Below are 20,461 nucleotides of genomic sequence, written 5' to 3'. Positions count from 1 at the left end.
ATTGCAAATGCTCGAGAAGACTACTTGCAAAAGATTTCAACGCATATTGTCAAAAACCACAGGAACTGCGGGGATAGCTTGGGGTACATCATGTACTAATTCTGCTCGGTAGAGCGGACTAGCCAAGAATCTCGTGGCTTTAGCCATGAGAGGTTCAAATGACTTATTAGGAAAGAGGAAAGGTAAGATAATATAGAGAAGAAACTTTTCCTGCGATCTTGCAATTTCATGGCATTCGGAAAACAATGGAGGAGAAAAGCGGGAAAGAAAGGAGAGGAATTGAATGCGCATTTTGTTTATTTGTACCGGAAACACCTGCCGCAGTCCGATGGCAGAAAAAATATTCAAAAAATTGGCTGCGGAACGGGGAGTGAAAGCGGAAGCAAAATCAGCAGGCTTGTTCGCCGTGCAAGGTTCGGCCGCTTCTCCCAATGCTGTAAAGGTTCTTGAGAAGAAAGGAATCGAAGAAGAACATACTTCACAGACGGTCAATGAGGACTTGCTGCGATGGGCCGACCTTATCGTAACAATGACGGAATCCCATAAACATACATTAATACAACGATACCCTGAATTCCAGGGGAAAGTACACACGCTTAAGGAATATACGGATACTTCAGAGAGCGCCCGGAAGAGGCTTCAAGAACTGAATCGTTTATATGAGCAATTGGAAGCCAAACAAACGCAATTCATGAAAGAACATTATGAAGAGATCAACAAGCTTGAGGAAGAATATCAGCAACTTTATCATAAACTGGAACTCGTGCGCGAGAAGCTGGATAATTGGAAAGAGAAAATGATGCAGGCAACGGCCGAGGAACGTAATCAAATCGCGATTCTTGAAAGCCAGAAGCCTGATTATGATATTGTTGATCCGTTCGGTGGAACGTTGGAGACATATGAAAAGTGCGCTCAGGAAATCGAAGAGTCACTTATACGCTTGCTTGACATGATTGAAAAAATACGAAATTTTCATCGTAAATAAATACAAATTTAGTCAATAACTGCCCTGCTTCTATCCGATAATAATAAATAATAGGGGCAATGCAATAGATGTAATGCGTTTCTTATAATTGCAGGGGGGAGCAGTATGGACAAGAAGCGGACTTATTCGTTTAGTTTGGAAAAAAAGCTTGTGTTAGGGATTGGTGCTTTGTCCACCGTTACGTACGGCACAAGTGCATTTTTTATTTTTGTGTTAAGCGATTATGCGACTCACATCATCCCGCATTGGATGTTTACGCTGTTGACGCTCGTGCTAGGTGTGCTCTGGTCCTGCATATTTGGGTGGATGGTAGCACGTTGGATTTCGAAACCAATTGTAGAGTTAGAGCAGGCCGCTGCGCGCGCTTCCGCAGGCGATTTGCGAGTAGAAATCAAAGAGCCAAAATCAGACGATGAAATCGCGGCTCTTTCTCATTCATTTGCTTTAATGATTACCAATTTGCGAACCATGATTAAAGATATCGATCTTTCATCCGAGCATGCAGCAAAGAGCGTAAATGAATTAACTGCTGCATCTGAACAGGCTGCAGTGCAAATTGAGCAAATTAGCGTTACGATGGATCAAATTGCGCGCGGCGCTGAAAGTCAGGCACGGCATACAAAGACGATGGCGGAGTCGGTGGAGGCGGCGGGAGAATTAAGCCGAGAAGCGAATGAATACGCTGAACATTCTCGCAAATTGTCACAGCAAATGCTCACGACGCTTACAGAAAGCAGTAAAGTCGTGGAATCGCTTGTAGAGGGAATGCACAAGTTAGCGAAAGAAAACCAACATTCTATTCAGACCGTCCGCAGATTGGAGCAGAATGCGGCACAGATCGGCAGCATTACGCGAGTAGTAAGCGAGTTGGCCGGACAGACCAATTTGTTGGCACTGAATGCTAGTATTGAAGCGGCCCGGGCTGGTGAGCATGGAAAAGGGTTTGCCGTCGTGGCGGATGAGGTAAGACAACTTGCGGATGAAAGCGGCAAAGCGGCTGCGAATATTACTGCGCTTATTGAACAGATGCAGCGTGAAGTAGCGAATGCAGTAAAGCAAATTGAAGAACAAGTAACGATTGCGGATGCAGAGTCAGAACGAGGGGAACAAACGACGGAAGCGTTGCGAAATATCGCCGGTTCCGTACATGAAGTGGTAGCTTCCGTGGAACATATTGCGTCTCTTATCGAAAAACAGAGTGAAAACATGAAAGTAATGATGCAGGACGCTCGCAATGTGGCCAAGGTAGCAAATGAAACGTCGCATGGCGCAGAGGTCATTTATCAGGCGACGCAGGATCAAACAGCATTTATGGAGGAAGTGGCGGCTGCGGGTCAGGTATTGCGCACACAATCGGAACAGTTGAAGGAGCATGTAGCGAAATTCCAGATATAAGAGTGGAAAAAGGACTCGTGGGCATTGCCCGCGAGTTTTTCTTGTGTTACGAAAACCGGGATGTCGAAGCAGGAAATAAAATGCTGTCGATTTCCCGGGAAACATTTAGGCAGATGTCGACAAAAGAAACGCTTTATTTCCGAACAATTTATGATGTATAATCAAAAATGTACAGGTTTTTCATATTGCGTTCGAAATATCCTCTATGCATTTGCTCCGAATCGGGTATAATACATAGGAGATGGAAAGGATACACAGAAACGGAGGAGTCATACGTGAGAGTTGCGATTGCTGCTGACCACGGCGGTTACGCATTGAAGGAAGAAATCAAGAAGTATCTTGAATCAGCAGGTATTGAATATGAAGATTTTGGTTGTAACTGCGAAGATTCTGTCGATTATCCAGACTATGCCCTTCCGGTTGCTGAGAAGGTAGCAGCGGGAGAATTTGATCGCGGGATTCTTATCTGCGGTACCGGTATTGGTATGTCCATTGCCGCGAACAAGGTGAAAGGCATTCGCTGTGCGCTGGTGCACGACTGCTTCACCGCAAAGGCGACGCGCGAGCATAACGACTCCAATATTCTCGCAATGGGTGCGCGTGTAATCGGGTCAGGATTGGCGCTCGAAATTGCGAAAATTTGGCTCGAAACTGAATTTTCTGGCGGGCGTCATCTGCGTCGGATAGAGAAAATTAAAGAAATTGAGGAGAAATATTGATTGTTACCATCCGTTCTGATAAAGGCAGCGTGAAGACCTGTGAATGTAGAAAAAATGAAGCAAGACCTTACTTTGATTCTGGAAGATTTGCTGATGGTCAGGCCGCTTGGTGAAAGGCATGTCCTTGTATTTGGAACCAGCACGAGTGAAATTATTGGCAAACAGATTGGATCGGCAGGCAGCGAAGAAGTAGCGGCTGCGCTGTATGAAGCGATTGAAGATACGCGCAAGAAGTTCGGATTTTCCGTCGCGTTCCAGTGTTGTGAGCATTTAAACCGGGCGCTTGTGGTAGAGAAGGAAACAGCCGAGCGCTTCGGCTGGTCTGAAGTCACTGTTGTTCCTGTTCCCAAAGCGGGTGGAGCGATGGCGGCTTGTGCGTTTCGAAAAATGCGGAACGCCGTTGTCGTGGAGTCGATTCAGGCTGATGCTGGCGTTGATATTGGTGATACGTTCATCGGCATGCATTTAAAACCGGTGGCTGTACCGGTACGTCCTCGTATTAGACAAATTGGGGAAGCGCACGTAACGATGGCCGTTACGCGTCCGAAACTAATCGGGGGAGCGCGCGCGGTGTATGAACGCACCTCGCTAGAAGAAAACTGTCATTAACAATACCTACTATTTTTAATATTTGTCATTCGTCCAATGATTTCAAATCGCAAAAGGATGGTGACTGATTAAGCCAATTGTATAATAGGAGGAGAAGAGAGGATGCTAGAACAAGTGAAAAAGCATGATCCGGAAGTAGCGGAAGCGATTAGATTGGAGCTGAGCCGCCAGCGTTCAAAAATCGAACTTATCGCTTCCGAGAACTTTGTCAGTGAAGCGGTTATGGAAGCGATGGGTACGGTACTAACGAACAAATACGCAGAAGGTTATCCGGGTAAGCGTTACTATGGCGGATGCGAATATGTGGATATTGTTGAGAATTTGGCGCGCGACCGTGCGAAGCAACTGTTCGGGGCTGAACATGCCAATGTGCAACCTCACTCTGGCGCACAGGCAAATATGGCGGTATATTTTGCATTCTTGAAGCCCGGAGATACTGTGCTAGGCATGAATCTTTCCCATGGAGGCCACTTAACGCATGGAAGCCCGGTCAACTTCTCGGGTACTTTGTATAACTTTGTGGAATACGGTGTGGACAAAGACACACAGGTGCTTGATTATGAAGATGTCCGCAGAAAAGCGGAAGAACATAAGCCGAAAATGATTGTAGCGGGCGCAAGCGCCTATCCACGCGTCATTGACTTTGCAAAACTGCGCGAGATCGCCGATAGTGTGGGGGCATACCTGATGGTGGATATGGCGCATATTGCGGGTCTTGTAGCGACTGGTCATCATCCAACCCCGGTGCCGTATGCCGATTTTGTGACGACGACGACGCACAAAACGCTCCGCGGTCCGCGCGGTGGTATGATTTTGTGCAAAGAGGCATACGCAAAAGCAATCGACAAAGCGGTATTCCCTGGTATTCAAGGCGGTCCGCTGATGCATGTTATCGCAGCCAAAGCGGTGGCTTTTGGTGAAGCGTTGAAGCCGGAATTTAAAGAGTATTCCGCACGCATTATCGCCAACGCGAAACAGTTGGCTGAATCATTGAAAGCCGAAGGTTTCAATCTGATCTCCGGAGGCACAGACAACCACCTGATTTTGATCGACGTGCGTAATATGAACCTGACAGGTAAAGACGCTGAGCACTTACTGGACGAAGTAGGTATTACATGCAATAAGAACACCATTCCGTATGACCCGGCAAGTCCGTTTGTGACGAGCGGTATCCGTATCGGTACGCCTGCGGTTACAAGCCGCGGTTTTGATGAAGAAGCAATGAAAGAAATTGCTGCGATTATGGCGCTATGCCTGAAAAATCCGCAGGATGGAACGAAACAGGAAGAAGCACGACAACGTGTCGTTGCTCTCTGCGAAAAATTCCCGATGTATCCGCACCTAGAAATTTAAGTTTACACATGCGAAAAGGGATGGAGTGTTTGCTTCATCCCTTTTAATTGTTAATAAATTGCCTCGTTGGATTTCCTTTTCACAGATGCATCTCCAATTCCAGTCTGCTATAATATAACGCAGTGCAAAAAGCAGTCAACAGTAATCAGACTTTTTTTATGTTATGCAGACAGGAGGCTTCCCTGATGGGTAAAGTATACGTATTAGACCATCCATTAATTCAACATAAGCTCTCATACATTCGTGATAAGCGTACAGGTACGAAGGAGTTTCGTGAACTGGTTGATGAAGTCGCGATGTTGATGGCGTATGAAATCACGCGCGATATGCCGCTTAAGGAGATCGAAATCGAAACGCCGGTTACAACCTGTAAAACAAAAGTGATCGCTGGTAAAAAAGTAGGTCTTGTTCCGATTTTGCGAGCTGGTCTCGGTATGGTAGATGGCATGCGCAAGCTCATCCCTGCGGCCAAGGTGGGACACGTTGGCTTGTATCGCGATCCGGAAACGCTGGAGCCAGTTGAATATTACGTAAAACTCCCAACTGACATAAACGAACGTGAATTGATCGTCATCGATCCGATGCTTGCTACAGGTGGTTCTGCGGCTGCGGCGGTTACCGCTTTGAAAAACCGCGGTGCGCAAAACATGAAACTTATGTGCCTGATTGCCGCGCCGGAGGGCATCGAAAAATTCCAACAAATTCACCCGGAAATCGACATTTATGTGGCTGCGGTAGACGAAAAGCTGGACGACCATGGCTACATTGTTCCGGGCCTTGGAGATGCTGGAGACCGCTTGTTCGGTACAAAGTAATACAAATGAGGTGAAATCTTGGTCACAAAGAAAATTATGACCGTGTTTGGCACACGGCCGGAAGCGATAAAAATGGCGCCGCTTGTCCATGAATTGCAGTGTCATGAAGAACTGGAACCATTTGTTTGCGTAACGGCCCAGCACAGACAGATGCTGGATCAGGTGCTTGATATTTTTTCAATTACGCCCGACACGGATCTTAATGTAATGAAAGAACGTCAGACGCTTACACAGATTACAACCCGTGTTCTGGAAGGCCTTGATGAGGTTATGAAGGCAGAAAAGCCGGATATGGTGCTTGTCCACGGCGATACAACGACGACATTCGCCGCCAGCCTGGCCGCGCTGTATAATCAGATTCCGGTGGGACACGTAGAAGCGGGTTTGCGCACATGGAATAAATATTCGCCGTATCCCGAAGAGATGAACAGGCAATTGACGGGAGTAATCTCTGATCTTCATTTTGCACCGACCGCTCAGGCGGCGGAAAACTTGAAGAAGGAAGATAAGAAAGACGATGCGATTTACATAACCGGGAACACGGTGATTGATGCTTTAAAAACAACGGTGCGCGAAGATTATACGCACCCAGTGCTGGAAGAGATGGCCGGCAAGAAGTTGGTACTCATGACGGCGCACCGACGCGAGAACCTAGGAGAGCCGATGGCGCGTATGTTCCGAGCGATTCGCCGTCTTGTGGACAAGCACCCGGACATTGCTGTCATATATCCTGTACACCTTAATCCGGTGGTTCAGGAAGCGGCTAACAAGTATTTGGGTGAACATGAACGCATTCGTCTGATTGCACCGCTGGACGTGGTGGACTTCCATAATTTTATGTCCCGCTCCTATTTGATTTTGACTGATTCCGGCGGTGTACAGGAGGAAGCGCCGGCTTTTGGCGTGCCTGTGCTTGTATTGCGTGACACGACGGAGCGCCCGGAGGGCATTGCGGCCGGCACCCTGAAGCTGGCTGGGACGGATGAGGAGACGATTTTTAGCTTGGCCGATGAATTGTTGACAAGCCGGGGAGCATACGAAAAAATGGCAAAAGCGGTCAATCCTTATGGAGACGGTGAAGCTTCCCGCCGTATTTGTGAAGCAATTCTTTACTATTTTGGATTGCGAGACAAAAAGCCAATGCCGTTTTTACCATAATATAGGACGTGCCCTGTCATAGGGCGCGCTTTTTTTGTTTATATAAAAAATCCACGTATGTCCTGGGTATTATGTCTATACAGAGTTCGTCCTGTCTCATAATATGCAGTATGTCAAATTTCAAGGGGGGAATTGGTAATGCCCATCAATTTCGATGAATCGGCTAGCGTAAATGAATGTGATGCGCGCGTGGTTCGACCTAACCTAACCAGGGGTAACCCCATTATCAAAGTTCCGGTGCTGTTACAGGAAGTATCGGTACAGTTGCCGATAAGAGCGCGTATTACGTTTCCAGAAGATGTGCTTGAAATCAAGAAAATCAAAAAGCGTGTAAAACTGACGCAATGCCGTCTGATCCAGCCGCGTATTCTGCCGGGCGAGGAACTGCGCGCCAAGTTGTTCCTGAGCGGTTTTGTGCGCAAGAATATTCAGTACGTAACACCTTCGGGTTCTCCGCGTGATGCGGTCGAAGTGCGCTCTGTTATTAATTCTCTGACGGTAGATGTTCCTTTCGATTGCGTAGCGGAAATTGCCGAATTCCTCACGCCACCGGTTGGCCCATTCTTCAATGTGCGCGAAGAATTTGATTTTCTGGTAGAACGGCCGCTGCCTCAGGGATTCCCATCCAAAGACCGCCTCATGTCTACGGACTTGTCGCAGTTCCATCAACAAAGCGTTGAATTCTTCAATGAGCAAGTCTTTTGTGAGCTAGTACGCGCTGATATTACCGAATGGGATGAAGCGCTTGATCGTGAGCCACTGCAAGGTGGCCCATTTGAAGAAGGGGTATTTAGGGAAATTATTCAAAAAATGGTGCTCGATCTTACCGTTAAAGTGCTGCAAAATCAGCAGGTGCACGTTAATGTTCCTCCAACTCCTCCCGAAGAATAATAGCCTGAAAGGCTGCGTTTAAACGGGTATACAGCTGGCTTCTCCGATAAAATAGGCGAACGAGGACAGGATTTCGTCTATATCCTGATGAATAGGAGAGAAAGGGGGGGCCAGCATGCTAGATAGTTACCGTCTTACTTCCACCATAAAGCAGCCGAAGAAAAAAAAACGGAAAAAGAAGAAGCGGAAACATTCGCTGAGGAAAAAAACCGCCGCTCTTTTTCCTGCTCAACAATATAGGGGGGGAGCGCATTCCTCATTTAGTGTATCGAGAGGAAGCATGCATGCAATAAAAATTCCGGTGCTTATCGCGCGACAAAAGGTAGACATGAATATAGCGAAAACGATTTCGTTGCCCCACCGAGTGGAAGAAACGATAGACATTGAATGGGAAGTTTCATCGCTTTCTTGTCGCTTTTTACTCCCTTCCCGTTACTTGTTTGTTCACGGTATGCTTACGGCGGATATTCAATATGTGGCTGCTGATGAAGGTAGAAAGGTATACAGTCTGAAAACATCTATCCCTTTTCATAAAATTGAACCGATTGTGAAGGCGGATCGCCTCCGTCAGCCGAAGGTGGCAAGGAAAGCGGAATATTTTTTCCGGGAAAGTCCGGAAGTCGTGCAGCGCGAGTATTATGCTGTAAAGCATGAAGAGCCGATATGCGAATTGAATGCTGTGCATATTACATCGCTCGAACAGGTAAAAAAAGCCTCTCTATATTTGCAAATAAATGCTGTCTTGTTTTTCCGGATTTTTCAGTCCCGGCTTATGGAGGTACTTGCACCTGTAAATAAAAATGAATCTTTGTAGAAACATTCCCTGATTCGCGGCGTCTAAACTAATTGGGGAAAACATGACATTAATTTTTAGAAGAAAGGAGAAGGATGATGAAAAGTTACATAAGCAAGGTAATTGTCGCATTTGTGGCTGCACTTGCGTTCATTACCTTGCAGATGCCGTATCAGGGAATGGCTGCAGGCATGTCCCTACAGAAGCTGTCCGAATCTCCGCTCGGAGAGGGGACAACCCTTCTAAAATATCGGCTTGTAATTGGAGGAAAAGCTTCGAATGTTTTTGTTACAAAAGTCGATCTGAACAATCCATACACGGAAGTAGGGCCTATATATGGGACAAATGGAAAGCTTACGGTTCGACAAAATGTGAAAAAAATGGCCGATGAAAGAGGGGCTATTGCGGCGATTAACGCCGATTTTTTCCGCATGGACCGCAAAGGCGCTCCGTTTGGCATTGTGCTTGACCGGGGCAAGCTTGTGTCATCCATGGGGAAAATCAACAACTGGTACTCTTTTGGCCTGCTGAATGATAAGACCGCGATTGTATCTCATCTTGGATTCAAGGGCACAGTACAGGCGCCGGATGGGACAACCGCCATTATTCAGGGGGTCAACAAAGAAGAATACAATCCGACGAATGATAAAAGCCATTTAAACAAAATCAACCTGTATACCGCTGACTTTGGCTATACAAGCCTTGGCGCTATTAAGGGATACGAAGATGCTGTAGAGATTCTGGTGGTTAATGATCAGGTGAAAGATATGCGTGTCGGCAATCCGGTCGGTTATACAATTCCGCAGGGCGGATATGTCTTATGGGGACACGGGGTCGGCAAGCAATACTTGATGAGCCATTTTAAAGTTGGCGATCCGGTAAAGGTTACATTACAGACGACGACTGATTTTCCGATCGGTGACCGCGAATTATATAGCGCGGTGGGCGGACACATGTTGCTCGTGAAAAACGGACAAGCCTTGAGCAAAATTCCGTCTGATTATATTGGAGGATACCAGCCGCGCACCGCGTTCGGCGTATCGCAAGACGGCAAGACACTGTACATGGTTGTCGTGGAAGGCCCATCGAAAAGCCGTGGGGTTACGCTGGATGAATTGGCACAGTTAATGAAGCAACTTGGCGCCTACAACGCGGCGAACTTGGATGGCGGCGGTTCAACAACCATGGTGGCACGTTATCCGGGAGACACGCAGACGACGCTCCTAAATACGCCGAAGCTTGGCAGCAGCATGCGCGCCGTACCGACGGGTCTCGCCGTTTTCAATACCGCTCCTCCGGGAGAATTTGCGAACTTCCTGTTTACGACGGACGGTAAAACAATGCTTGGCAAACCGATTGCTATTACGGTGAAGGCATATGACAAACACTATAATCCGTATAAGCTGGACCCGGCCGAAATCACATGGACAGCGAATCCGGCAGACGGAACGTTTAATAAAAATGTATTCACACCAAAACGCAGCGGTACGATTACCATTACAGGCGAATACAAAGGCGTGAAGAAAAGTCTCAATCTGACGGTAGCAAGCCCGGAAGTAAAGGATGTTACGGATGTTATTGTTTCACCTTCGCCGCTGGCGTTGCGGTCAGGGGGAAAGATCGATTTCTCCGTTTCCCTTAAAACAAAAACCGGGCAGCTTATCCCGGCTTCTCCAAGTATGGTAAAAGCTTCGCTGACTCCGGGACTTGGCACATTGCAGGGTTTTACCATTACAGCAGGCCAGCAGAACAAAGCGGGCGAACTTGTTGTGACATACAAGAACATTATTCGTAAAGTGCCGGTGAGTGTAGGAACAAGATGGTCATTCTGGACCAATACGGATGATTTAACTTCATTAAGCTATACAACCATCCCAGCCTCTATTAGTGCGAATGGCTCCTTCCGCCAGACAATGGAAGGTGAACCGGTGAAAGCTTCCGGAAAAGCGTTGCGTCTGGAGTACAATTTTACAGGATCTTCCAATGTTGATATGCGTTTCGCTTATGGACGCTTCGGTTCGAAGCCACTCGTGCTACCGGGTAGGCCGATGGGCATGAAGATGTGGGTATATGGTGATAATAGCTTGCATTGGCTGCGCGCTGAGCTTGTGGATGCTAAAGGTAAAACTCATTATGTAGATTTGGCGAAGCAAGTCGATTGGACAGACTGGAAAGAGGTTACGGCAAGCTTCCCGGCCGATGTCGCGTATCCTGTTTCGCTTAAGAGCCTATATGTAGTGGATGAGGAAGATTCCACGCTGGAGACACAAGGCGTTATTTATTTCGATGAATTTTCGCTTGAATATCCTGCAGGCACCACGCCTGCTCCTCCTCCGCCGCCGGTCAAACCGGCGCCGGATGATGTCGGGTTTACGGATATTAAAGGACACTGGGCAGAACAGATATTGCTTGAGATGCATAAGAAAGGCATCGTCAGCGGGATTACGCCAACCAAGATGGGGCCATCTCTTCCTGTGACGCGCGGCCAATTTGTGACATTTATGGACCGAGCGTTTGGCTGGACAAAAGGCAAATCATCATCTGCTGCGTCGCCGTTTAGGGACAAGCTGCCGGACTACGCGAAAGCATCGATCCTTTCGGCGGTAGAGAAGAAAATTGTTGCCGGTTTTGACGATGGTACGTTTAAAGCGGATGCGCCGATTACCCGCGCTCAGATGGCTGTCATTATGCATAATGCCATTAAACAAGGATATGGCAACCCAGATAAGCCGGTTATTGCCCAGCCGTCGTATGGAGACGTTTCTGCATTTCCGCTCTATGCTGCGGAAAGCATTCGCTTTCTGTCAGAACGTGGGTACTTGAGCGGGGATAAAGACGGCAAATTCGGCCCGAATCGTACGGCGAACCGCGCTGAGTCCCTTGTTGTCATCGACCGAATGATGAAAAGCATGTAGCTCGGTTTGACAACAAGTTCTGGTGTAGATGATACGGCGCTTCTTCCTCCGCGCTTATGAATTTTTCTTATTTGATTTGTTGTCAAATTTATTATTAAATTCTTTCTTTTTGGCAGGAATCCACTTTTTTATCATCGAATATAGTACGGGTATGCAGTAGGTATGCAAAAAAGCGGAGGGAGAGTAGATGTCATGAGTAACAGAGATGTCGTGATTGTAAGTGCTGTCCGCACGCCGATTGGAAGCTTCATGGGGTCACTGAGCAACATTTCCGCAACCGAGTTAGGAGCGATTGCGATTAAAGAAGCGTTGAATCGCGCAGGTGTATCCGGCGATCAAGTAGATGAAGTAATCATGGGAAATATTCTGCAAGCTGGCCTCGGCCAAGGCCCAGCGCGTCAGGCTGCGATCAAAGCAGGTCTTCCACACGAAGTTCCTTCCATGACGATCAATAAATTATGTGGTTCCGGCTTAAAAGCTGTGCATCTTGCCGCGCAAAGCATTATGCTGGGAGATGCTGATATCGTGGTGGCCGGCGGTATGGAAAACATGAGCCTTGCGCCTTATCTACTGCCGAAAGCGCGTACAGGCTACCGCATGGGCGATCAGACAGTGGAAGACAGCATGCTGAAAGATGCTCTAATCTGCGCGTTTAATAGCTATCATATGGGCATTACGGCGGAAAACCTTGCCGAGAAATACGGCATCACGCGCGAAGAGCAAGATAGATTCGCCGCTTGGAGTCAGCAGAAGGCGGAAGCGGCCATGAAGAAAAACAAATTTGCCGATGAAATTGTGCCGGTGGAAATTCCGCAGCGCAAAGGGGCACCTATTCTGTTCGACAGAGACGAATTTCCGCGCGCAGGCGTAACGGTCGAGCAACTTGCTAAGCTGAAGCCGGCATTTAAAAAGGACGGAACGGTAACGGCAGGCAATGCGTCTGGCATCAACGATGGAGCCGCTGCGCTTGTACTCATGAGCCGTGAGCGCGCAGAACAATTGGGTGTTAAGCCGATGGCGGTTATCCGCGCCAATGCTAGCGCGGGTGTAGATCCGGCGATCATGGGGATCGGTCCGGTTCCAGCGACGAAAAAGGCGCTGGAAAAAGCCAGCCTGCTCATCGATGACATTGACCTAGTAGAAGCGAATGAAGCGTTTGCCGCCCAATCGCTGGCGGTTGGGCGTGAGCTTAACATTCCGGATGAGAAACTTAATGTCAACGGTGGGGCTGTGGCGCTTGGACATCCGGTTGGCGCGAGCGGCGCACGTGTGCTTGTAACGTTGCTTCATGAGATGAAACGTCGGGGCTCCCGTTACGGGCTGGCTACACTTTGTATTGGTGGTGGACAGGGTGTGGCAACGATCGTTGAAATGGAAAAAATTGAATCCTGTCAAGTAGAAAATAGATAAATACCACAATTTAACCGTATAAAACGTGTCGGTTTTGTCGAAAAAGTGACAATCCATTTGCATATTGTTGACAAACGATAAATGCTTAAGTACTATGGTTAGGGACAATAGATCATACATCGTTATGACACGTTGTTCCTAACCTTTTTCTTGAAAAAATCGATAGTTTATGTCGAATTTTTTTGTGGAAAGCTGGAAGTGTGTAAAAGCGAGTAACGAGAGGGGCACCGTGCGTGAAAGATAGGAAGAACGGACCTTTGCAAGCTTTTGCATTAGTTGGAACAATAGGGGTAGAACTTGCTACCTCTGTTATTTTTGGCTTCTGGGTCGGACGTGCGGTCGACAATTGGCTGAAAACCGAACCGTGGTTTATGCTTATCGGTTTATTGTTCGGCTTAGGGTTAGGGATTATGGGAGTTTTCTTTCTGGTGAAACAGTTCTTTGGAGAATAGCATGGAACCATTTACTTCATCAATTAAAACGATGGCCCGATACATATTTCTTCTGTTTACGGGTGTTGTCTTGTTGTGGCTATTTATGCCGCAGCGAGTATTTTTTCAAGGGTTAATTCTTGGGATGCTGGTCAGCATGGCAAACGGATTTATCCTTTTTGTGAAAACGCTACAGGCTGGAGATGTGGCGCTGCACCCCGGCAGGAGGATGAGAAGCGTAGGAATGCTGCCCCGTTTTTTGCTTGCGGGGTTTGCGGTATATGTCTCCTTTAGAATGCCACATATCTTTTCCTTCTACGGGGTGATTGTTGGGTTAATGACAGTTCCAGTCGTTACACTTCTATTCGCTATCTATCAATATTTATCCATACAAAAATAACGCGCTTACGAAAGGGGTGAATGAGAAGATGGAACACTACTCTCCAACCTTTGAGTTTTTGGGTATGACATTTGATATTCCTGTCATGCTTATGACTGTTTTGACTGCTGTCCTTGTATTTATTGTCGTTATGATTAGTACCAGAAACATGACGTCGGGCGTACCGAGAGGATGGCAAAACTTCTTTGAATGGGTCATTGATTTCGTTCGTGGAATTGCTGGCCAATTTATGGACGCAAAGACTAGCACCAAGTTTGTAACGCTAGCCTTAACTCTTTTCTTGTACATTTTTATCGGGAACCAGCTGGGGGTCATGGCCAACTTCAGCGTGCTGTATACTGAACCGAATCCGGCCCTGGGTATCACTCAGGAGGTCATCAATGAACATGGCCATGAAGTTGTACATGACGGAAAAACGGTAAAAGGTGTAACTGTGAACTGGTTCAAGTCACCGACCGCTTCTCCGAGCGTAACGTTCGGTTTGGCACTGATGGTGCTTCTCTACGCGCACTATCTGGGCATCAAGAAAGACCCGGCAGGTTATGTGAAACACTGGTTCCAACCGCATCCTTTGATGTTTATCCTGCATGTTATGGAAGAATTTATTATCAAGCCATTGACGCTCCCGCTCCGTCTTTTCGGTAACATTTTCGCGGGTGAGGTTCTGATTGCTTTTCTGCTTGCAGGTTCCGTTGCGGTTGTCAGCCTTCCGCTTATCGTTTGGTTAGGTTATTCCTTATTTGTTGGCACTATTCAGGCGTATATCTTTACAACATTAACTCTAGTGTACATTTCCCAAAAAGTTGTGGATGAACACTAATCTTTACTTTTGTTAATGAACCCTTTTAATCTTATAAAAATGCATGTTTTGATAATTTGCTGAGGAGGGAAATCATAATGGATTTCGCAATTGCATTAGGTTTAATTTTTGGTCTGGCCGCTGTTGGCGCAGGTATTGGTAACGGTCTTGTAGTTTCTCGTACTATTGAAGGTGTTGCTCGTCAACCGGAAGCACGCGGTGGTCTGATGGGTCTGATGTTCCTTGGTCTTGGTCTGGTAGAGGCGGTTCCGATTATCGCAGTTGCTATCGGTTTCATGCTGCTCGGACGTCTCGGCTAATAGGTAAAGAAAACGTTCAGCAATTGGATATTTTTATCGGGGCGAGGGCCGTTATCCTTCGCCTTCCTTTTGTACCTAAGTGAATTCTCCTGCTACAGGAAAGGAGTTGACGGACTGTGTTACCTCAATTAGGCACGCTGCTATTCCAAGTGGTTGTGTTTTTAATTCTTCTGGCGCTTGTTTCCAGGTTTGCAATGAAGCCGGCAATGTCGGTACTGCAAAAACGCCAGGAACATATCGAAGGACAAATCGCGGCTGCTGAGAAAGCGAATGCGGAAGCGCAAGCCCTTTTAAAACAGCAGCAGGCTGAACTTAAAAAGGTGCGTGAAGAAGCGCAGAGCATTTTAGAAACGAAGAAAAAGCAAGCGGAGGACGAAGCGGAGCAAATCATCGCCGCGGCTCAAGAGCGCGCGGAGCGCATGGTTGAAGAGGCGAAGCTGGAAATCAACCGCGAAAAGGAAAAAGCGCTTGCTTCTGTACGTGATCAAGTAGCGGGTCTTTCCGTGCTTCTTGCTTCTAAAATTATTGAAAAAGAAATGTCGCAAGCAGAACAGCAAGATACGATTGAACAGTTTATGAGACAGGTGGGCGGTCAAGTATGAGTGCTGTTGCAAAGCGCTATGCCCGCGCCCTCTATGAAGTAGCCAGTGAAAAACAGGCAGTCGAAACAATGGAAAACGAACTTATCCAGATTACGGATATCATTAAAGGAAATGATGAGTTGAACATGCTTTTGGCTCATCCGAAAGTGACAGCCGATGAAAAGAAGGAAATGGTGAATGCTTTGTTTGCCGGTAAAATTTCTGACATCGCGCTGAACTTTGTTCATATTCTTATTGAGCGGGGACGTGAAGACGAACTGAACGACGTCCTCAAGCACTTCACGGAGCTCTCCAACGAGGCGCGCGGCATTGCTGACGCGACAGTCACTACCGCAAAACCGTTGACAGAAGCTGAAGTGCAAAAGATCGCTGAACAATTCGGACAAAAATTAAATAAAAAGCTGCGTGTAACGACAAAGGTCGATCCTTCCATTATCGGCGGCATGATTGTTCGCATCGGTGACCGCCTCTATGATGGTAGCATCAAAGGAAAGCTGGCTCGCTTTACGCAGCAAATTAAGCAAGCCCAAGTATGATAGATAGGGGTGAACCATAAGGTGAGTGCAATCAGACCAGATGAAATTAGCTCTCTGATTAAACAACAGATTGAAAAATATAAATCTGACATCCAGGTTGTGGATGTGGGCACTGTTATCCAGGTTGGTGACGGTATCGCGCGCGTTCATGGTTTGCAAAACGTTATGGCCGGTGAGCTCGTTGAGTTCCAGAACGGTGTAATGGGGCTGGCGCAAAACCTTGAAGAAGATAATGTAGGTGTCGTTATCCTTGGTCCGTATACAGAAATCCGTGAAGGCGACGAAGTAAAGCGCACAGGTCGCATCATGGAGGTTCCGGTAGGAGAAGCGCTGCTCGGCCGCGTTGTGAATCCGCTCGGTCAGCCGCTGGATGGTCTGGGCCCGATTGAAACAACTGAATTCCGTCCGATCGAAAGCCCGGCGCCCGGCGTTATGGCACGTAAATCCGTACATGAGCCGCTGCAAACAGGTATCAAAGCGATCGACGCGATGATCCCGATCGGCCGTGGTCAGCGTGAGTTGATTATCGGTGACCGCCAAACGGGTAAAACAGCCATCGCTTTAGATACAATCATTAACCAAAAAGGCAATGGCATGATTTGTATCTATGTCGCAATCGGCCAGAAGCAATCCACGGTTGCAGGTGTGGTGGAAACGCTCCGCCAGCATGGCGCCCTTGAATATACGATCGTTGTATCGGCTACAGCGTCCGATCCGGCTCCGCTGCTTTATCTTGCTCCGTACGCGGGCGTAGCGATGGGCGAGTACTTCATGTATAAAGGCGGACATGTACTGTGTGTTTATGACGACCTTTCCAAACAGGCAGCAGCATACCGCGAACTTTCGCTGTTGCTTCGTCGTCCGCCGGGTCGTGAAGCGTATCCGGGTGACGTATTCTATTTGCACAGCCGCTTACTGGAGCGCGCAGCTAAGTTGAGCGACGATCTTGGCGGCGGTTCTCTGACTGCGCTGCCGTTCATTGAAACACAGGCAGGTGACGTATCTGCATACATTCCTACGAACGTAATTTCGATTACGGATGGTCAAATTTTCCTTGAATCGAACCTGTTCCACTCCGGTCAACGTCCGGCGGTTAACACAGGTATCTCAGTATCGCGTGTAGGTGGTGCCGCGCAAATTAAAGCAATGAAGAAAGTTGCCGGTTCTCTGAAGCTTGACATGGCGCAATACCGCGAGCTGCAAGCGTTCGCCCAGTTCGGTTCTGACCTTGACAAAGCAACGCAAGCGCGTCTGGCGCGCGGTGAGCGCACGGCTGAAATTCTGAAGCAAGGTCAGTTCGAACCGATGCCGGTTGAGAAGCAAGTTGTTTCTATTTATGCGGTTACGCGCGGCTTCATGGACGACATTCCGGTAGCAGACGTACGCCGCTTTGAAAAAGAACTGCTTGCTTATATCGAACATAACAAAAAAGAAATCTTCGACACGATTGTGAACACGAAAGAGTTACCACCAGAAGATCAATTGAACGCAGCCATTGAAGAGTTCAAGAAGACGTTCGTAACTTCTGAGTAATTCGTATGTTGTATAAACGAAAGAAGCTTTATTTAGATGAAGGATAAAGGTGGTGAACAATCGTGGCCGGAGGAGGACTTCGTGAAATCAAGTCGCGCATTAAGAGTGTGCAGAATACGCGGCAAATTACAAAGGCGATGAAGATGGTCGCTGCCGCGAAATTGCGTCGCGCCCAGGAAAGAGCGGAAGCCGCTCGTCCTTACGCGGAAAAAATGCGCGAAGTAGTAATGAGTATTGCGGCTGGTACGTCAGGAGCGAAGCATCCAATGCTTGAAAGTCGTCCCGTAAAGAAGACGGGTTATGTAGTCATTACGTCTGACCGGGGGCTGGCGGGCGGATACAACGCCAACGTTCTTCGTCTCGTAGCGCGTACCATCGCCGAACGGCATAACAGCAAAGATGAATACACGATCATCGCATTGGGGCGTAAAGGTCGTGACTTCTTTAAAAAACGCGGATATCCGCTTGCGGACGAGTTCGTGAATCTGTCCGATTCTCCGACGTTTGCTGACATTAAAAGCATAGCACGCAATGCTGTTCAATTGTTTGCCGACGGAAAAATTGACGAGTTATACCTTGTATACAATAAGTTTGTCAGCGCGATTCAGCAGGTGCCGACGGAACTGCGTCTTTTGCCGCTTGCTGAGATCGAGAAGGTAGAAGGTACGCCGACATATGATTTTGAACCGTCTGCAGACGAAGTGCTTGCCGACCTGTTGCCGAAATATGCGGAAACCCTTATCTTCAGCGCGCTGCTGGACGCTAAGGCGAGCGAGCAAGGGGCCCGTATGACCGCAATGGGCAACGCAACGGATAACGCTACAGATATGATTGAACGCCTGACACTGTTTTATAACCGTGCCCGCCAGGCGGCGATCACACAGGAAATCGCCGAAATCGTAGGCGGAGCGAGCGCGCTCGAATAAGCTTCGATGCGTTAGATAGGAGGGAAACAGATGAGCAAGGGACGCGTACTTCAGGTTATGGGTCCGGTCGTAGATATTCAGTTCGAACGCGGACACCTGCCTGAGATTTATAACGCTATTAAAATTAACGAAACACTCGATAACGGCAAGGTTATCGATCTTACTTTGGAAGTAGCTCTTCACCTAGGAGACAATACTGTTCGTACGGTTGCTATGTCTTCCACTGACGGCTTGGTTCGTGGAATGGAAGCGGTAGACACAGGCAAAGCGATTTCTGTGCCGGTAGGACCGAAAGTGCTGGGTCGTGTATTTAACGTGCTTGGAGAGCCAATCGACCTGAAAGAAGCGCCAAAGGATGTTGAATATTATCCGATTCACCGCGCAGCGCCGTCGTTTGAAGAACAATCCACAGCCGATGAAATGCTCGAAACAGGTATTAAGGTTGTAGATTTGCTTGCGCCATACGCAAAAGGTGGTAAAATCGGTCTGTTCGGTGGTGCCGGCGTAGGTAAAACGGTATTGATTCAGGAGCTTATTAACAACATCGCCCAGGAGCACGGCGGTTACTCGATCTTTGCGGGCGTAGGCGAACGTACCCGTGAAGGTAACGATCTGTACCACGAGATGGTAGATTCCGGGGTTATCGATAAAACATCCATGGTGTTCGGCCAGATGAACGAGCCGCCGGGAGCGCGTCTGCGCGTAGCGCTGACAGGTTTGACCATGGCGGAATACTTCCGCGATGTAGAAGGACGTGACGTACTTTTATTCATTGACAATATCTTCCGTTTCACGCAGGCAGGTTCCGAGGTATCCGCGCTGCTTGGGCGTATGCCTTCTGCGGTAGGTTACCAGCCGACGCTGGCTACGGAGATGGGTCAACTGCAAGAGCGTATCACATCTACGAAGAAAGGTTCCGTAACGTCTATCCAAGCGATTTACGTACCGGCGGACGACTACACCGACCCGGCACCGGCAACAACGTTTGCGCACTTGGATGCGACAACGAACCTTGACCGCGGTATTTCCGAGCTTGGTATTTATCCTGCGGTAGACCCGCTGGCGTCCACTTCTCGGATTCTGACTCCTGCCGTTGTAGGTCAGGAACATTACGAAGTAGCGCGCGGCGTTCAGGCTATCCTGCAACGTTATAAAGAACTGCAAGACATTATTGCCATCCTCGGTATGGACGAATTGTCTGATGAAGATAAAACGATCGTAGGACGCGCACGCAGAATTCAGCGCTTCCTGTCCCAGCCGTTCCACGTTGCTGAACAGTTCACAGGCTTCCCGGGCAAATATGTTCCGGTTAAAGAAACGGTTCGTAGCTTCAAAGAAATTCTGGAAGGTAAACACGACGATCTTCCGGAAGCAGCGTTCCTGTATGTAGGAACAATCGAAGAAGCGGTTGAGAAAGCTAAGAAAATGTAGTGGTTCAACCCTGATAATGGGGAGGGTTTCGTAAATGAATACAATCGCAGTCGAAATCGTCACTCCAGAACGGGTTGTCTACCGCGGCGATGCTCGCATTGTTGTAGCCAGAGGTGTTGAAGGGGATTTGGGTATTTTGCCGAATCACATTCCGATGGTTACACCGCTTAAGATTGCTCCGGTTCTGGTAAAGAAGCACGAAGGCGAAGACGACAAAATCGCAGTGAGCGGCGGCATTATGGAGGTACGCAGGGATAAAGTCACCATTCTTGCGGAAACGGCCGAGCTTCCTGATGAGATTGACGTAGACCGCGCAAGAGCGGCAAAGGAGCGCGCAGAGCGCCGCCTCGCTGAAAACGAGAGAGAAGACATTGACTTTAAACGTGCACAGTTGGCGCTGCAACGCGCCATGACGCGTTTAGATGTTGCCGGAAAATAAT

Annotated in this window: 22 protein-coding genes; all 22 read left to right on the top strand. The window is 48.0% G+C overall.

What is annotated here, in order from left to right; translation table 11 throughout:
• Positions 1 to 283: 283 nt before the first annotated feature.
• The 22 genes from BLR88_RS08805 to BLR88_RS08705 all read left to right on the top strand — a co-directional run bounded on the left by BLR88_RS08805 (position 284) and on the right by BLR88_RS08705 (position 20,460).
• On the top strand, positions 284 to 985 hold the full coding sequence (locus BLR88_RS08805) for a low molecular weight protein arginine phosphatase (RefSeq protein ID WP_057897392.1): 702 nt from the start codon (positions 284 to 286) through the stop codon (positions 983 to 985).
• A 105-nt stretch (positions 986 to 1,090) separates the two neighbouring features.
• Positions 1,091 to 2,380: a methyl-accepting chemotaxis protein gene (locus BLR88_RS08800; RefSeq protein ID WP_091260455.1), complete on the top strand. Its 1,290-nt coding sequence runs from the start codon at positions 1,091 to 1,093 to the stop codon at positions 2,378 to 2,380.
• Between the two features lie 2 nt (positions 2,381 to 2,382).
• Positions 2,383 to 2,541, top strand: coding sequence for a hypothetical protein (locus BLR88_RS19515; protein WP_156423981.1), 159 nt, complete (start codon positions 2,383 to 2,385; stop codon positions 2,539 to 2,541).
• Positions 2,542 to 2,655: 114 nt separating this feature from the next.
• Entirely contained in the window at positions 2,656 to 3,099 is a 444-nt protein-coding gene (gene rpiB / locus BLR88_RS08795; RefSeq protein ID WP_057897394.1) for a ribose 5-phosphate isomerase B, read from the top strand.
• Positions 3,100 to 3,153: 54 nt separating this feature from the next.
• The gene (locus BLR88_RS08790) at positions 3,154 to 3,708 is read left to right on the top strand and encodes a TIGR01440 family protein (protein WP_057900204.1); all 555 of its coding nucleotides are present in this window, start codon (positions 3,154 to 3,156) and stop codon (positions 3,706 to 3,708) included.
• A gap of 102 nt (positions 3,709 to 3,810) precedes the next feature.
• Positions 3,811 to 5,061, top strand: a complete 1,251-nt coding sequence (locus BLR88_RS08785; RefSeq protein ID WP_057897395.1) for a serine hydroxymethyltransferase — start codon at positions 3,811 to 3,813, stop codon at positions 5,059 to 5,061.
• Between the two features lie 185 nt (positions 5,062 to 5,246).
• Positions 5,247 to 5,876, top strand: a complete 630-nt coding sequence (gene upp / locus BLR88_RS08780) for a uracil phosphoribosyltransferase (RefSeq protein ID WP_057897396.1) — start codon at positions 5,247 to 5,249, stop codon at positions 5,874 to 5,876.
• A gap of 36 nt (positions 5,877 to 5,912) precedes the next feature.
• Positions 5,913 to 7,034 (top strand): non-hydrolyzing UDP-N-acetylglucosamine 2-epimerase, encoded by a 1,122-nt coding sequence (gene wecB, locus BLR88_RS08775; protein ID WP_175493582.1) that lies wholly within the window; start codon positions 5,913 to 5,915, stop codon positions 7,032 to 7,034.
• A gap of 138 nt (positions 7,035 to 7,172) precedes the next feature.
• A complete protein-coding gene (locus BLR88_RS08770; RefSeq protein ID WP_057897398.1) occupies positions 7,173 to 7,925 on the top strand; it encodes a CsxC family protein in 753 nt (250 codons plus the stop codon).
• A gap of 280 nt (positions 7,926 to 8,205) precedes the next feature.
• Positions 8,206 to 8,739: a hypothetical protein gene (locus BLR88_RS08765; protein WP_139184948.1), complete on the top strand. Its 534-nt coding sequence runs from the start codon at positions 8,206 to 8,208 to the stop codon at positions 8,737 to 8,739.
• A gap of 77 nt (positions 8,740 to 8,816) precedes the next feature.
• Positions 8,817 to 11,633, top strand: a complete 2,817-nt coding sequence (locus tag BLR88_RS08760) for a phosphodiester glycosidase family protein (RefSeq protein WP_057897400.1) — start codon at positions 8,817 to 8,819, stop codon at positions 11,631 to 11,633.
• 192 nt (positions 11,634 to 11,825) lie between these two features.
• Positions 11,826 to 13,043: an acetyl-CoA C-acetyltransferase gene (locus BLR88_RS08755; RefSeq protein ID WP_057897401.1), complete on the top strand. Its 1,218-nt coding sequence runs from the start codon at positions 11,826 to 11,828 to the stop codon at positions 13,041 to 13,043.
• Between the two features lie 233 nt (positions 13,044 to 13,276).
• Positions 13,277 to 13,495: an AtpZ/AtpI family protein gene (locus BLR88_RS08750; protein WP_057897402.1), complete on the top strand. Its 219-nt coding sequence runs from the start codon at positions 13,277 to 13,279 to the stop codon at positions 13,493 to 13,495.
• A gap of 1 nt (position 13,496) precedes the next feature.
• On the top strand, positions 13,497 to 13,874 hold the full coding sequence (locus BLR88_RS08745; protein WP_057897403.1) for an ATP synthase subunit I: 378 nt from the start codon (positions 13,497 to 13,499) through the stop codon (positions 13,872 to 13,874).
• 28 nt (positions 13,875 to 13,902) lie between these two features.
• Entirely contained in the window at positions 13,903 to 14,694 is a 792-nt protein-coding gene (gene atpB, locus BLR88_RS08740) for a F0F1 ATP synthase subunit A (RefSeq protein WP_057897404.1), read from the top strand.
• Between the two features lie 77 nt (positions 14,695 to 14,771).
• Positions 14,772 to 14,993 carry a F0F1 ATP synthase subunit C gene (atpE, locus tag BLR88_RS08735; RefSeq protein ID WP_091260453.1) on the top strand — a complete coding sequence of 74 codons (222 nt, stop codon included), beginning with the start codon at positions 14,772 to 14,774 and terminating at the stop codon, positions 14,991 to 14,993.
• 116 nt (positions 14,994 to 15,109) lie between these two features.
• Complete coding sequence (gene atpF / locus BLR88_RS08730) at positions 15,110 to 15,595, top strand: F0F1 ATP synthase subunit B (protein ID WP_057897405.1); 486 nt, start codon at positions 15,110 to 15,112, stop codon at positions 15,593 to 15,595.
• Positions 15,592 to 16,131, top strand: coding sequence for a F0F1 ATP synthase subunit delta (locus BLR88_RS08725; protein ID WP_057897406.1), 540 nt, complete (start codon positions 15,592 to 15,594; stop codon positions 16,129 to 16,131). The genes atpF and BLR88_RS08725 overlap by 4 nt, the downstream gene beginning before the upstream one ends.
• A 21-nt stretch (positions 16,132 to 16,152) precedes the next feature.
• The gene (gene atpA, locus BLR88_RS08720; protein ID WP_057897407.1) at positions 16,153 to 17,664 is read left to right on the top strand and encodes a F0F1 ATP synthase subunit alpha; all 1,512 of its coding nucleotides are present in this window, start codon (positions 16,153 to 16,155) and stop codon (positions 17,662 to 17,664) included.
• Positions 17,665 to 17,726: 62 nt separating this feature from the next.
• Positions 17,727 to 18,590 carry an ATP synthase F1 subunit gamma gene (gene atpG / locus BLR88_RS08715; protein ID WP_057897408.1) on the top strand — a complete coding sequence of 288 codons (864 nt, stop codon included), beginning with the start codon at positions 17,727 to 17,729 and terminating at the stop codon, positions 18,588 to 18,590.
• A 30-nt stretch (positions 18,591 to 18,620) separates the two neighbouring features.
• Positions 18,621 to 20,021 carry a F0F1 ATP synthase subunit beta gene (atpD, locus tag BLR88_RS08710; protein WP_057897409.1) on the top strand — a complete coding sequence of 467 codons (1,401 nt, stop codon included), beginning with the start codon at positions 18,621 to 18,623 and terminating at the stop codon, positions 20,019 to 20,021.
• 34 nt (positions 20,022 to 20,055) lie between these two features.
• The gene (locus tag BLR88_RS08705; RefSeq protein ID WP_057897410.1) at positions 20,056 to 20,460 is read left to right on the top strand and encodes a F0F1 ATP synthase subunit epsilon; all 405 of its coding nucleotides are present in this window, start codon (positions 20,056 to 20,058) and stop codon (positions 20,458 to 20,460) included.
• The last annotated feature ends 1 nt before the right edge of the window (position 20,461 follow it).

This window comes from Aneurinibacillus thermoaerophilus, assembly GCF_900099925.1.
Taxonomy (GTDB): domain Bacteria; phylum Bacillota; class Bacilli; order Aneurinibacillales; family Aneurinibacillaceae; genus Aneurinibacillus; species Aneurinibacillus thermoaerophilus.
Note: the sequence above shows the minus strand (reverse complement) of the source record. Positions and strands in the feature narration are given on the sequence as shown.

What these genes read in the sequence shown, in the direction of transcription:
- BLR88_RS08805 (WP_057897392.1), top strand. Translation starts at nt 284, where the DNA reads ATGCGCATTTTGTTTATTTGTACCGGAAACACCTGCCGCAGTCCGATG.
- BLR88_RS08800 (WP_091260455.1), top strand. Translation starts at nt 1,091, where the DNA reads ATGGACAAGAAGCGGACTTATTCGTTTAGTTTGGAAAAAAAGCTTGTG.
- BLR88_RS08790 (WP_057900204.1), top strand. Translation starts at nt 3,154, where the DNA reads ATGAAGCAAGACCTTACTTTGATTCTGGAAGATTTGCTGATGGTCAGG.
- BLR88_RS08785 (WP_057897395.1), top strand. Translation starts at nt 3,811, where the DNA reads ATGCTAGAACAAGTGAAAAAGCATGATCCGGAAGTAGCGGAAGCGATT.
- upp (WP_057897396.1), top strand. Translation starts at nt 5,247, where the DNA reads ATGGGTAAAGTATACGTATTAGACCATCCATTAATTCAACATAAGCTC.
- wecB (WP_175493582.1), top strand. Translation starts at nt 5,913, where the DNA reads ATGACCGTGTTTGGCACACGGCCGGAAGCGATAAAAATGGCGCCGCTT.
- BLR88_RS08770 (WP_057897398.1), top strand. Translation starts at nt 7,173, where the DNA reads ATGCCCATCAATTTCGATGAATCGGCTAGCGTAAATGAATGTGATGCG.
- BLR88_RS08765 (WP_139184948.1), top strand. Translation starts at nt 8,206, where the DNA reads ATGCATGCAATAAAAATTCCGGTGCTTATCGCGCGACAAAAGGTAGAC.
- BLR88_RS08760 (WP_057897400.1), top strand. Translation starts at nt 8,817, where the DNA reads ATGAAAAGTTACATAAGCAAGGTAATTGTCGCATTTGTGGCTGCACTT.
- BLR88_RS08755 (WP_057897401.1), top strand. Translation starts at nt 11,826, where the DNA reads ATGAGTAACAGAGATGTCGTGATTGTAAGTGCTGTCCGCACGCCGATT.
- BLR88_RS08745 (WP_057897403.1), top strand. Translation starts at nt 13,497, where the DNA reads ATGGAACCATTTACTTCATCAATTAAAACGATGGCCCGATACATATTT.
- atpB (WP_057897404.1), top strand. Translation starts at nt 13,903, where the DNA reads ATGGAACACTACTCTCCAACCTTTGAGTTTTTGGGTATGACATTTGAT.
- atpE (WP_091260453.1), top strand. Translation starts at nt 14,772, where the DNA reads ATGGATTTCGCAATTGCATTAGGTTTAATTTTTGGTCTGGCCGCTGTT.
- BLR88_RS08725 (WP_057897406.1), top strand. Translation starts at nt 15,592, where the DNA reads ATGAGTGCTGTTGCAAAGCGCTATGCCCGCGCCCTCTATGAAGTAGCC.
- atpD (WP_057897409.1), top strand. Translation starts at nt 18,621, where the DNA reads ATGAGCAAGGGACGCGTACTTCAGGTTATGGGTCCGGTCGTAGATATT.
- BLR88_RS08705 (WP_057897410.1), top strand. Translation starts at nt 20,056, where the DNA reads ATGAATACAATCGCAGTCGAAATCGTCACTCCAGAACGGGTTGTCTAC.